Source organism: Micromonospora sp. URMC 105, from assembly GCF_051386295.1.
Classification (GTDB): Bacteria; Actinomycetota; Actinomycetes; order Mycobacteriales; family Micromonosporaceae; genus Micromonospora.
The window spans coordinates 192065-204308 of sequence record NZ_JBPQTL010000001.1; the positions used below are offsets into that span (position 1 = coordinate 192065).

The window sequence follows — 12244 nt, forward strand, 5'->3', positions numbered from 1 at the left end:
CTGGCCTCGGCGGGGGTGCCGGCGTCCGAGGTGGACGTCGTTGAGGCGCACGGCACGGGTACGACCCTCGGCGATCCGATCGAGGCGCAGGCGCTGCTGGCCACGTACGGCCAGGAGCGGCCGGTGGAGCGTCCGCTCTGGTTGGGGTCGATCAAGTCGAACCTGGGGCACACCCAGGCCGCAGCCGGGGTCGCCGGTGTGATCAAGATGGTGCAGGCGATGCGGCACGGCCTGATGCCACCGACCCTGCATGCCGAGGAGCGCTCCCCGCAGGTCGACTGGTCGGCCGGGGCCGTCGAGCTGCTGACCCGGCCACGCGAGTGGCCGGTGAACGGACACCCGCGCCGGGCCGGCATCTCGTCGTTCGGCCTCTCCGGCACCAACGCCCACGTCATCCTCGAACAGGCCCCGCCGCCCCGGACCGCACCCGGAGAACCGGGGGCCGGGCCGGACGGGCCATTGCCCTGGCTGCTCTCCGCACGGTCGGAGGCGGCGCTGCAGGCGCAGGCCGCCCGGCTGCACCGGCACCTGTCGGGCTGGCCGGAGCTGCGGCTGCCGGACGTGGCGTACTCGCTGGCGACCGGGCGCGCCGCCCTGGAACAGCGGGCCGCCGTGCTGGGTGCCGACCGCGACGAACTCCTCGCCGGGCTGGCCACCCTCGCCGACGGCGGGGCGGCGGCGAGCGTGCTGTCCGGCCTGGCCCGGGGCGGCCGGCTGGCGGTGCTCTTCACCGGTCAGGGCGCGCAGCGTCTCGGCATGGGCCGTTCGTTGCACGCCGCCTTCCCGGTGTTCGCTGCTGCCTTCGACGCGGTGGCCGCGGAGCTGGATGTGCATCTGGATCGGCCGTTGCGGTCGGTGGTGTGGGGGGATGACGAGGAGCTGATCCGGCTCACCGGTTACGCGCAGGCCGGGCTGTTCGCGGTCGAGGTGGCCCTGTTCCGGCTGGTGGAGTCGTGGGGTGTGCGGCCGGAATTCGTGGCCGGGCACTCCATTGGTGAGCTGGCCGCCGCGCACGTCGCGGGGGTGTTGTCGCTGCCGGACGCGGCGAAGCTGGTGGCGGCGCGGGGCCGGTTGATGCAGGCGTTGCCCATCGGTGGGGCGATGGTCGCTGTGCAGGCGTCTGAGGAGGAGGTGCGGGCTGTCCTGGCGGGTCCGGATGCCTCTGTCTGGTCCTACCAATCTGATGACGTAGATGATTCAACCGCCGCCGGTGTGGACATCGCCGCCGTCAACGGCCCCCGATCCGTGGTCATCTCCGGCCCGGAAGCCGCCGTGCTCACGGTCGCGGACCACTTCACGATTCAGGGCCGTAAGACCACCCGGCTGCGGGTCAGCCACGCCTTCCACAGCCGGCTGATGGACCCGATGCTCGACGACTTCCGCACCGTCGCGGCAAGCCTGACCTACGCCGAGCCGAAGCTTCCGGTCTTGTCGAACCTGACCGGCGCCATCGCCGGCAGCGAGCTGACCGACCCCGACTACTGGGTGCGCCACGTCCGGGAGGCCGTCCGCTTCGCCGACGGCATCACCGCACTGCACCAGGCAGGCGCCACCACGTTCCTCGAACTCGGCCCCGACGCCGCCCTCACCCCCATGATCGAGAGCATCCTCACCGAGGACGCCACGATCATTCCCAGCCTGCGCCGCGGACACGACGAACACCGCCAAGCCCTCACCGCCCTGGCCAGGCTGCACGTCACCGGCACCACCGTCGACTGGACCACACTGCTCACCGGCACCCGCGTCGAGCTGCCCACCTACCCGTTCCAGCGACAGCGCTACTGGCGTCCGGAGCGGCCCGGCGGCGAGGGAAGCATCCCGGCCGGCCTCGCCGCGACCGAGCACCCGCTGCTCGGTACGTCGGTGGCCCTCGCCGACACCGACGGCGTGCTCTTCACCGGTCGGCTCTCCGTCGACGCCCAGCCCTGGCTCGCCGACCACGCCGTCGGCGACACCGTCCTCTTCCCCGGCACCGGCTTCGTCGAGCTGGCGGTCGCCGCAGGCGAGCGGACCGGCACCCCGGTGGTCGAGGAGCTGATCCTGCACGCCCCGCTGGTGCTTCCCGAGAACACGGCGGTCACCCTCCAGGTCGCCGTCGGCCCGCCCGACGACACCGGCTCCCGAACGCTCACGGTCCACTCCCGCGCCGGCGAGGCCGACCCGTGGACCCGGCACGCCGACGGCAGGATCGGCGCGGGCGGCACCGCGCCCGCCGTGGACCTGACCGCCTGGCCGCCGCCGGGCGCGACCCCCCTACCGACCGGCGACGCGTACGAGCGGATGGCCGAGCGGGGCTACGGCTACGGTCCGACCTTCCAGGGGTTGCGGGCCGCCTGGCAGCGCGGCGAGGAGCTGTACGCCGAGATCGCCCTGCCGGACGCCGCGCACGCCGACGCGGAGCAGTTCACGCTGCACCCGGCCCTGCTCGACGCCGCGCTGCACGTGCTCGGGCTCGCGGACGCCGACGCCGACGACCAGGGCGGCACCATGCTGCCGTTCTCCTGGAACGCGGTCACCGCGCACGCCGCCGGCGCCCGGGGGCTGCGGGTCGCGATCCGTCCGACCGGGCCCCGCGAGGTCTCGCTGGACCTGGCCGACCTCTCCGGCGCCCCGGTGGCCGGTGTGGGTTCGCTCGCCCTGCGGGAGGTCGCCGCGGAGCAGCTCCGCGCCGCCGCGCCGGGCCGGCAGGACGGCCTGTACCGGCTCGCCTGGACCCCCGCCGCCGACCTGCCCGTCACCGCCGACGCCACCGGGTGGGCCGTCATCGGCCGACCCGCCGACGACGACCGGCCAGCGCATCCCGCCGCGCTCGATGCCGACGCCGACCGAACGACGGCATCCACCGCTGTCAGTGACGGCGGCGATTCCGAGACGCTGCTCGCCGCGGCAGGTGGTGGCGGTGATTCCGGGCCGGTACTTGCCGCGGTGGGCGAGGGCGGTGATCCGGCGAGGACGTTCGCTGCGCTCGGCGGCGAATCCAGGGCGGTACTCGCCGGGCCCGACACCGGCCGGCCCACCACCTACCCCGATCTCGCCGCGCTCGGCGCTGCCGTGGACGCCGGCCTTCCGGCGCCGGCCGTGGTGCTCTTCCGGGTTCCCCGACCGGCCGCCACCGGCGCGGCCCAGCGCACCGGGCCGAACGACGCCGTCGACGTCCTGGCCGGCGTCCGGGGCTGCGTGGGGGAGGTGCTCGACCTGGTCCAGGGCTGGCTCGCCGACTCCCGCTTCACCGCCGCCCGGCTGGTCCTGATCACCGAGGGCGCGGTCGGCGCGGACGGGGCGGACGTGGCCCTGACCCAGGCGCCGGTCTGGGGGCTGGTCCGGGCGGCGCAGGCGGAGAACCCCGGCCGCTTCGTCCTGCTCGACACCGATCGGACCGCCGCAGCCCGGGACGCCCTCGGGCCCGCCCTGGCCACGGACGAGCCCGAACTGATGATCCGGGCCGGCCGGGTCCTGGTACCCCGACTGGTCCGCGAGCCGTACGCCCCCGCCGACACCCCGGCCGGGTTGGACCCCGACGGCACCGTGCTGGTCACCGGTGGCACCGGCGGGCTGGGCGCCCTGGTGGCCCGGCACCTCGCCGGGGCGTACGGGATCAGGCACCTGCTGCTGACCAGCCGGCGCGGGCCGGCGGCGCCCGGGGTGGACGAGCTCCGCGCCGAGCTGGCCGCACTCGGCGCCACCGCCGACGTGGTGGCCTGCGACGCCGGCGACCGCGAGCAGCTCGCGGCGCTGCTCGCCGCCGTTCCCGCCGAGCGCCCGCTGACCGCCGTGGTGCACGCGGCGGCGGTGGTGGACGACGGGGTGGTGGGCTCGCTGACGCGGGAGCGGATCGACGGGGTGCTGCGCCCCAAGGTGGACGCCGCCTGGCACCTGCACGAGCTGACCCGAGACGGCGGGCTGGCCGCGTTCGTGCTCTTCTCCAGCGCCGGCGGGCTGGTCCTCGCCGCCGGGCAGGGCGGGTACGCCACCGCGAACGTCTTCCTCGACGCGCTCGCCCAGCACCGGGTGGCGGCCGGCCTGCCCGCCACCTCGATCGCCTACGGGCTGTGGGGTACCGACGTCGGTCTGGGCGCCTGGCTCACCGAGGCGGACCTGCAACGGATGGCCCGGCAGGGGTTGCCCGCGCTGACCGTGCCGGAGGGGCTGGCCGCCCTGGACACCGCGCTGCGCAGTCCCCGCGCGACGCTGGTGCCGGTGAAGGTCGACGTGGCGGCGCTGCGCGCCCGCGCCGACGATCCGCCCGCGCTGCTGCGCGGCCTGCTGCCCCGGGTACGCCGGCGCAGCGCCGCCGCCGCGGTGGACCCGGAGTGGTTCGCCCGCCGGCTCGCCGGCCAGTCCCCGGCCGAACAGGAGCGCCAGGTCACCGAGCTGGTACGCGGCCACGCCGCCGCCGTGCTCGGCCACGACGGCCCGGAGGCGGTCGACCCCGAGCGGGACTTCCTCGAACTGGGCTTCGACTCGCTCGCCGCGGTGGAGCTGCGCAACCGGCTCAACGCGGCGACCGGGCTGCGGCTGGCGCCGATGGCGGTGTTCGACAACAAGAACCCCGCCGCGCTGGCCCGGCACCTGCGCGCCGAGCTGACCCCGGCCGACGGCGGCGCGCCCGCACCGGAGCCGGCCGGCGAGCCGGACACCCTCGCCGGGCTGTTCCGCGCCGCGGTGCTGGGCAACGAGGTGCTCAAGGGCTTCAACCTGCTGCGGGCGGTGGCCGACCTGCGCCCCCGGTTCACCTCCGCCGCCGACTTCGGGACGGTCCCGCCGGGCGTCACCATGGCCGACGGTCCGCAGGAGCCCGTGCTCATCGGGATCAGCACCCCGATGGCCACCGGCGGCCCGCACCAGCACGCCCGGCTGGCCGCCGCGTTCCGGGGCCGGCGCCCGATGATCTCGCTGACCAATCCGGGCTTCGTCGCCGGTGAGCGGCTGCCCGAATCGGTGGACGCGGTGGTCGACGTGCTCGCCGAGAGCGTCGTCCGGGCCGCCGCCGGGCGCCCGTTCGTCCTCATCGGCTACTCCTCGGGCGGGACGCTCGCCTACGCCACCGCCGGGCACCTGGAACGCACCCGGGGGGTACGCCCCGCCGGGGTGGTGCTGATGGACACCTACCGGGTCGACACCGACGACCGGGACCAGTCCCGGCTGATGGAGCAGCTCACCGTCGGGCTGGTCCAGGCCGACGCCCGCTTCGGGATGCTCAACAGCGCGGCGCTGTCGGGGATGAACCGCTACTTCGACCTGGTACCCCGGTTCCGGCTGGACCCGGTCGACGCCCCGGTGCTCTTCGTCGGCGCGGCCGAGCCTTTCCAGCCCGACGCGGCCGACGACGACGGCTCCTGGCAGGCCCGGCCCTGGGAGCCGGCACACGAGTACCGCACCGTCGCGGCCACCCACTTCACCATGATCGAGGACCACGCGGCGGTCGCCGCGCAGGTCGTCGAGGAGTGGCTCGGGGCGCTGCCCGCTAGGGGCTGATAGGGGTATGGACCGCCCGCGGCGATCCATAGTGTCTGCCACGGGAAGCGATCGACGCACGATAGGGAGCAACGGATGAGCACCGACGGCAGCTGGCAGCTGGACATCGAGAGCCCGCTCGGCAAGCAGAGCCTCTGGGTCGACCTGACCGCCGAGGGCGAGAAGCTGATCGGCAAGGCCCGGGCCAACGGCCAGGTCATCGACCCGGACATCATCGACGGCGAGCTGGTCGGCGACGTCGCCTCGTGGAAGATCAAGTGCCGTAAGCCGGTGCCGCTGACCATGAAGGTCACCGTCACCGTCAACGGCGACACCATGACCGGCAAGGCCAAGCCGGGCATGTTCGGCACCTTCCCGGTCACCGGCCGCCGCGTCTAGTGACCGCACCGACGACCAAGGGGACGGCGCCGTTCGGCGAATTCCGGACCTGGTACCGGGTCACGGGGGAGCTGTCGCCGGGGCGGACCGCGCTGGTGGTCGTGCACGGCGGCCCCGGCAGCACCCACGACTACCTGACCAGCCTCTCGGTGTTCGCCGACGGCGGCACTCCCGTCGTCCACTACGACCAGCTGGGCAACGGGGGCTCCACCCACCTGCCGGGCCGGCCGGCGGAGTTCTGGACCGTCCAGCTCTTCCTCGACGAGCTGGACAACCTCCTGCGCCACCTCGGGATCGCCGACAACTACGTGCTGTTCGGCCACTCCTGGGGCGGCCTGCTGGTGGCGAAGCACGCGGCGGCGGCGCCGGCCGGACTCAAGGGCCTGATCATCGCCGACGCCCCGGCGTCGTACCCGCTCTGGCTGGCGGCGATGGCCGAGCTGCGCGCCGCGCTGCCGCCCGGCGTCGACGAGACGCTGCGCCGGCACGAGGCGGCGGGCACCACCGACAGCGACGAGTACCACGCGGCCACCAAGGTCTTCTACGACCGGCACCTGTGCCGGCTCGACCCGTGGCCGCGCGACTACCAGGCCTCCTTCTACGAGCTCTACAACGACCCGACCGTGTACCTGGCGATGAACGGACCGAGCGAGTTCCACGTCATCGGGTCGCTGAAGGACTGGGGCGTCACCGACTGCCTCGCCGACATCAGGGTGCCGACCCTGGTCGTCTCGGGCCGCCACGACGAGGCCACCCCGGCCACCGTCCGGCCCTTCGTCGACCTCGTCCCGGACGCGCGGTGGGAGCTGTTCGACGACTCCAGCCACGTGCCGCACCTGGAGGAGCCGGAGCGGTTCCGCCAGACGGTGGGCGACTACCTCAAGACCGTCGCGCAGGTGTGAAGAAGGACATCGCCATGACGTTCCCCGCCGACACCCTGGACCAGTTCGTGCTCGGCCCCGCCGCCCGCACCCCCGACAAGCCGGCGGTGGTCGAGCGGGCCGGCGGGGCGCTGGTGACCGTCACGTACGGCGAGCTGGCCCGCGCGGTCGACGCGCGGGCCGCCGCGCTGGCCGAGGCGGGCGTGGGCACCGGCGACCGCGTCGTCATCGAGTCGCAGACCTCCGCCGCCGCCATCGCGGTGCTGCTCGCCTGCTCCCGCCTCGGCGCGGCCTTCATCCCGGTCGACCCGGACACCCCGGACCTGCGGGTACGGGCCATCGTCGAGGCGACCGACCCGGTGCTGCACGTCCGGCCCGCCGGCCGCCCGGCCCGCGAACTGCCGGCGGCCACCGCCGTCGCCGAGTTCAGCGCCGACGGGCTGGTCGCCCCTGCGGGCAAGCCCCGGCAGCGCCGCCGGCGCGCGGTGGTCGGCACCGACCCGGCGTACCTGATCTTCACCTCCGGGACCACCGGGCAGCCGAAGGGCGTGGTGCTCAGCCACCACGCCGCGCTGGCCTTCTACCGGGGCGCCCAGCGCTTCGGCGTGGTGGCCGCCGACGACGTGGTGGCCAGCACCTCGCCGCTGGCCTTCGACGTCTCCCTCTTCGACCTCGGGGTCACCCTGGGCAGCGGGGCGACCCTCGCGCCGGTGCCCCGCGAGTTCCTGAGCTTCCCGCGCCGGCTGCTCGGCTTCCTCGCCGACGCCGGTGCGACCGTGGTGCACGGCGTGCCGTCGCTGTGGCGACCGCTGCTGCGCCACGAGCCGGACGGCCTGGCCGCCCTGGACCGGCTGCGCGGCATCCTCTTCGCCGGGGAGAACTTCCCCCTGGCCGAGCTGCGCCGGCTGCGCGAGCTGCACCCGGGACTGCGGGTGGTCAACGCGTTCGGCGCGACCGAGACGGTGGCGTGCTCCTTCGCCGAGGTGCCCGACCCGATCCCCGCGGACGCCGAGCGGCTCTCGATCGGCGACGGCTACCCGGGCGCCGAGCTGCTGCTGGTCGACTCCGACGGCAGCGTGGTCGACGCGCCCGGCGCGGTCGGCGAGATCCACGTCCGCTGCCCGTCGCTGTTCAGCGGCTACTGGGACGACCCGGCGGCCACCCGGCAGGTGCTGGTCCCCGACCCGCTGGAGCCGCGTTCCGGGCAGCTCGTCTACCGCTCCGGCGACCTGGCGTACCGGGGGACCGAGGGGGAACTCTACTTCTGCGGGCGGACCGACTCGATGGTGAAGATCCGGGGCAACCGGATCGAGCTGGGCGAGGTGGAACGCCGGCTGCTGGATCATCCGGCGGTCGGCGCGGCGGTGGCGCTGGCCGCCCCCGCGGCCGACGGCGAGCCGAGCCTGCACGCCTTCGTGGTGCCCCGGGAGGGCGCCACCGTCGCCGCCGCCGAGCTGGTCGAGCGGTGCCGGCGCAGCATGCCGGCGTACATGGTCCCGGCGCGGTTCCACTTCCTGACCGAGCTGCCGCTGACCGCCAACGGCAAGGCGAACCGGACCGCGCTGGCCCGGCTGGCCGGCGCGGCCCGGTAGGCCGCCGGAGTCACCCCACCAGGGTCCGCTGGCGCGGCCGGGGCCGCAGCGCGAGCGCCGGGGTCAGGGTCAGCACGTCGAACGGTCGCCGCGCCGCGTCCACCCGGCCCCAGAGCCCGTCCGGCCCGGAGACGCAGAGCCGGGACACCCCGTGCGCGCGCAGCGTCTCCAGCGCCCCGGGCCAGCGCACCTGCCGGACGATCCCGTCCAGCAGCAGCCGGCGCACCTGCTCGCCCCGGGTCAGCACCGCGCCGTCGTGGTCGGAGACCAGCGGCAGCCGGGGGTCGGTGAACGGCAGCCCGGCGACCAGTTCCCGCTCCACGGTCGCCCGCAGCGGGGCGAAGGCGCCCGAGTGCATCGGCGGGCTCATCGTGTACAGCGGCAGGCCACCCCGCGCCCGCACCGCCGCCTGGAGCCACTCCAGGCGGTGCCGGCGTACCGACAGCATCCAGAAGTCGTCGTCGACGTGGCAGGCCGTCTCGTACCACTCGCCGGCCTCGTCCAGTTCGCCGAGGATCTCGGCCAGCCGGGCCCGGGGCGTACGGGCGAACGACTGGGTGACCACGTCGCTGTGCGCGTGCGCGAAGTACTCCGCCAGGTGCCGGTTCCAGCCGACGGTGAGCCGTACCGCGTCGGGGAAGCTGAGCGCCCCCGCGTAGACGGCGGCCGGGGTGCCGCCGAAGCTCGGCCCGACGACGATGTCCGGCCGGACGTCCAGCGCGTCCTCCGCCCAGTACGCCAACGCCAGGCAGACCACCAGGAACGCCACCCGCTCGCTCTCCGAGTAGCCGCCCTCGGCCTGCCGGTAGCGGTCCACCACCGACCAGCCGAGCGTCTCGTCGGCCTCGGCGGTCAGCCGCCGCGCCTCCGGGTTGATCAGCAGGAAGCGCCCGACCTGCGCGAACGAGCTGGGGCTGATGCCGGGGAAGACCACGGCGGTGGCACCGGCGCCCTGCTGCGGTGCGGCGCCGTCCCGGCCGGGGGCGGTCACAGCAGGACCTCCGACCGGTACGCCGGCGACGCGGCCAGGATCTGGCCGGCGATCGCCTCGACGTGGTCGGTGATGGTGACGTCCCGGTCGAGGTAGGGGACCAGCTCGCGGGTCCGCTCGTAGAGTTCCCGGGTGACCGGGGAGAGCCCCTCGTTGCCCCGGATGTCGACCGCCTGGGCGGCGCAGAGCAGCTCGAAGGCGACCACGTAGGTGGCGTTGGCAAGCACCTCCCGGGCCCGGCGGGCGGCCACGAAGCCGAACGAGACGATGTCCTGGAAGTCGCCGGTGCTGGTCAGCGACTGCACGGACATCGGCACCGCCATGGCCCGGGTCTCGGCGGTCAGCGAGGCGGTCATGAACTGCCCGCCCATCAGGCCGAGCCGCAGGCCCGGGTTCTCCCGGCACAGGAACGCCGGCAGGCCGTTGCTGTTGCTCTTGTCGAGGAACCGGTCGATCCGCCGGTTGGCCAGGTTGGTCAGGGTGGTCAGCGAGATGACCAGGTGATCCATCGCCATCGCCACGTACTGGCCGTGGAAGTGCCCGTTGTGGAACACGTCGTTCTCGTCCGGCACCACCAGCGGGTTGTCGTTGGACGAGTTGAGTTCGGCCTCCAGCGTCTCGCCGATGCGCAGGAAGCTGTCCAGCACCGGCCCGAGGATCTGGGGGGTGCAGCGGATCGAGTACGCGTCCTCGATGGGCTGCGAGCCGGCCTTGGCCGAGGAGTCCATCTCGGCGGCCAGCGCCGCCTCGGTCTCCTGCTCGTTCACGGCCAGGGTGGACTCCTGCAGGGTGCGCCAGAGCCGAGCGGCGATCTCCCGCTGGCCCTTGTGCGGCTTCAGCTCGTGCACCCGCGGGTCGAAGGGCTTGGTCATCCCACGCAGCCCCTCCACGGAGAGCGCCGAGACCGTCAGGTACGTCTCCAGCAGCCGGCTGGCCTGCGCGAAGACCAGGCTGCCGAGGCCGACCATGCCGGAGGTGCCGTTGATCAGCGCCAGCCCCTCCTTGAAGCTGAGCGTCATCGGCTCGATGCCGGCCAGCCGCAGCGCCTCGGCGCCGGGCATCGTCTCGCCCCGGTAGCGGGCGCGCCACTGGCCGACGCAGACCAGCGCGATCGCGGCGAGCGGACCGAGGTCGCCGCTGGTGCCCAGCGATCCCTTCTCCGGCACGCACGGGATGATCCCCGCGTTGTGCACGGCGATCAGCTTCTCCAGGTTCTGCGGCGAGATCGCCGAGTTGCCCCGGGCCAGCGACACGATCCGGGAGAGCATGACCGCCCGGACGGTCCGGTCGTCGAGGTACTGCCCGACATTGGTGGCCACCGCGTTGATCAGGTTCTCCTGGAGCTGCTGGGCCATGGTGACCGGCACCAGCCAGTCGACGAAGCCGCCCATGCTGGTGTTGACGCCGTAGATCACCCGGCCCTCGTCGACGAAGCGCTCCAGCGTCTCCCGGGAGGTCTGGACGCGTTGCCAGACCTTGTCGTCGAGGGCGACCGGCACCGAGTGCGTGGCCGCCGCCTCCAGTTGCTCCAGCCGGACCCACTGGTCGGCTGCCACAGTGAATTCCACGAGATCGAACCCCCTCCGCGGGACGGATGTCAGCGTTGTCCGCGTCGGGTCGGACGATCGGGCAGCGTGGTCTCGCACTGCCTGTGAGCAGGTGCCCCGTGGAACCCGACGGGTGCGCAGGGTCAGTCAAGCCGCCACCGTCGCGGGTGGACCAGACCGGGCGTACCCCTAGAAGGGCGCGACCGGCCCCTAACCCGGGCCCGGCCCGGACCCCTTGCCCCGCCGCGCGCCTCGGCCCGGGGGAGGGCCTTCCCCCTGGTGGGGGAGGCCCGGACCGCCGGGCGCTCGTAGCGTCACCGGCATGGACTCGACAGGGGCCGCCGTGCCCGCCGCGCGCACCGGCGGTGGGCGCTGATGCTGGTGCGGACCACGACCCTGGTACGCCGGCCGCCGGAGGCGGTCTGGCCGCTGCTCTGCGACTCGCGGATCACTCGACGCCCCGCTGCCCGGTGTTCCGGCTCGGCGCGCCCACCCCGGTCGAGTGCTTCCTGTCGGCGGGGCCCGGTGCGGTGGGCGCGCCCCGGCAGTGCGTCTCCGACCGGGGCGTGGTGTACCAGCGGATCACCGAATGGTCGCCGCCGGCCCGGCTGGCTTTCCGGATGGAGCTCACCGACCTGCCCTTCGCCTCCTGCGTCAGCGCGATGAGCGACACCTTCGAGCTGACGCCGGCGGCCGGCGGGCGGGCCACCCAGCTGACCCGCAGCACCCGGGTCGACGTGCGCGGCCGGCTGCGCTGGGCGCGCGCCGTCGCCGTGTGGATTGGGCTCAAGGCGGTGCACCGGTTCGTGTTCGGCGACTGGCGACGCTGAACCCGTGCCCGTCAGCTCCCCGGGGCCTGCTCACCTCCGGCGGCGCGGTGGGCCGCGGCGAGGCGTTTCGGTGCGCGGGCGTACCAGGCGTCCAGCACCAGCTCCGTCAGCTCCGGCACGCTGATCCGGTCCAGCCGGACCAGCACCGCCGGGTAGCCGTCGAAGTGCGGGGTGGTGAAGTAGACCGCCGGGTCGTCGGCGAGCAGCGCCTCCTTGGCGCCCAGATCGGGCAGCTGCGCGCCGAGGATCGGACCGTCGGGAGCGGCGTCGCCGAGGGCTTCGTGGTCGGCCCGGCGCAGCGGCCGTTCCCACACGAACGGCTTGTCGCGTACGCGCCAGGCGGGCGCGCCGTCGTAGGACGGCCGCTCCGTCGTCTCCGGCAGGGCGAGCGCGAGCCGGCGTACGTCGTCCCAGGTGGCCACCGTCCGACCATACGACCGGCACGCCCCCGGCAAAAGGACCCCCGCCCCCCACAGCCGCGTTGATCAAGAGGTTTGCGTCAGGATTCGGCCCCGGGAAGACCAAAACCTCTTGATCACGGGACCAGGGG

8 protein-coding genes (1 of these 8 only partly in view) are annotated in these 12244 nt (G+C 74.3%); 5 read left to right on the plus strand and 3 right to left on the minus strand.

Features of this window, described 5'->3' with window-relative positions; translation table 11 throughout:
• From ACSNN7_RS00575 to ACSNN7_RS00590, 4 genes are all read left to right on the plus strand, one after another.
• Positions 1-5475, plus strand: partial view of a type I polyketide synthase gene (locus tag ACSNN7_RS00575; RefSeq protein ID WP_436678492.1) — the 3' end only. It extends 6435 nt beyond the left edge of the window; the window shows 5475 of its 11910 coding nt (coding positions 6436-11910); the start codon falls outside the window, past its left edge; it ends in the stop codon at positions 5473-5475.
• Positions 5476-5550: 75 nt separating this feature from the next.
• Positions 5551-5853 (plus strand): hypothetical protein, encoded by a 303-nt coding sequence (locus tag ACSNN7_RS00580; protein WP_154938578.1) that lies wholly within the window; start codon positions 5551-5553, stop codon positions 5851-5853.
• Positions 5853-6755, plus strand: coding sequence for a proline iminopeptidase-family hydrolase (locus ACSNN7_RS00585; protein ID WP_436678493.1), 903 nt, complete (start codon positions 5853-5855; stop codon positions 6753-6755). Before ACSNN7_RS00580 ends, ACSNN7_RS00585 begins: the two co-directional genes overlap by 1 nt.
• Before the next feature lie 14 nt (positions 6756-6769).
• Complete coding sequence (locus tag ACSNN7_RS00590; protein ID WP_436678494.1) at positions 6770-8326, plus strand: amino acid adenylation domain-containing protein; 1557 nt, start codon at positions 6770-6772, stop codon at positions 8324-8326.
• A 10-nt stretch (positions 8327-8336) separates the two neighbouring features.
• On the opposite strand, the gene ACSNN7_RS00595 is transcribed toward ACSNN7_RS00590, so the two are convergent.
• Together ACSNN7_RS00595 and ACSNN7_RS00600 are read right to left on the minus strand one after the other, a co-directional pair.
• The gene (locus ACSNN7_RS00595) at positions 8337-9317 is read right to left on the minus strand and encodes an ACP S-malonyltransferase (protein WP_436678495.1); all 981 of its coding nucleotides are present in this window, start codon (positions 9315-9317) and stop codon (positions 8337-8339) included.
• Entirely contained in the window at positions 9314-10885 is a 1572-nt protein-coding gene (locus ACSNN7_RS00600; RefSeq protein ID WP_436678496.1) for a phenylalanine aminomutase (D-beta-phenylalanine forming), read from the minus strand. The genes ACSNN7_RS00595 and ACSNN7_RS00600 overlap by 4 nt, the downstream gene beginning before the upstream one ends.
• A gap of 449 nt (positions 10886-11334) precedes the next feature.
• Here ACSNN7_RS00600 and ACSNN7_RS00605 point away from each other — a divergent pair, with 449 nt between their 5' ends.
• The gene (locus ACSNN7_RS00605) at positions 11335-11694 is read left to right on the plus strand and encodes a hypothetical protein (protein ID WP_436678497.1); all 360 of its coding nucleotides are present in this window, start codon (positions 11335-11337) and stop codon (positions 11692-11694) included.
• A gap of 11 nt (positions 11695-11705) precedes the next feature.
• Here the strand turns inward: ACSNN7_RS00605 and ACSNN7_RS00610 are convergent, their stop codons facing one another.
• Positions 11706-12116, minus strand: a complete 411-nt coding sequence (locus ACSNN7_RS00610) for an MmcQ/YjbR family DNA-binding protein (RefSeq protein WP_436678498.1) — start codon at positions 12114-12116, stop codon at positions 11706-11708.
• Positions 12117-12244: the final 128 nt, after the last annotated feature.

Bases quoted from the DNA above. Each gene is read 5' to 3' on its own strand.
- ACSNN7_RS00580 (WP_154938578.1), top strand. From the start codon at position 5,551: ATGAGCACCGACGGCAGCTGGCAGCTGGACATCGAGAGCCCGCTCGGC.
- ACSNN7_RS00590 (WP_436678494.1), top strand. From the start codon at position 6,770: ATGACGTTCCCCGCCGACACCCTGGACCAGTTCGTGCTCGGCCCCGCC.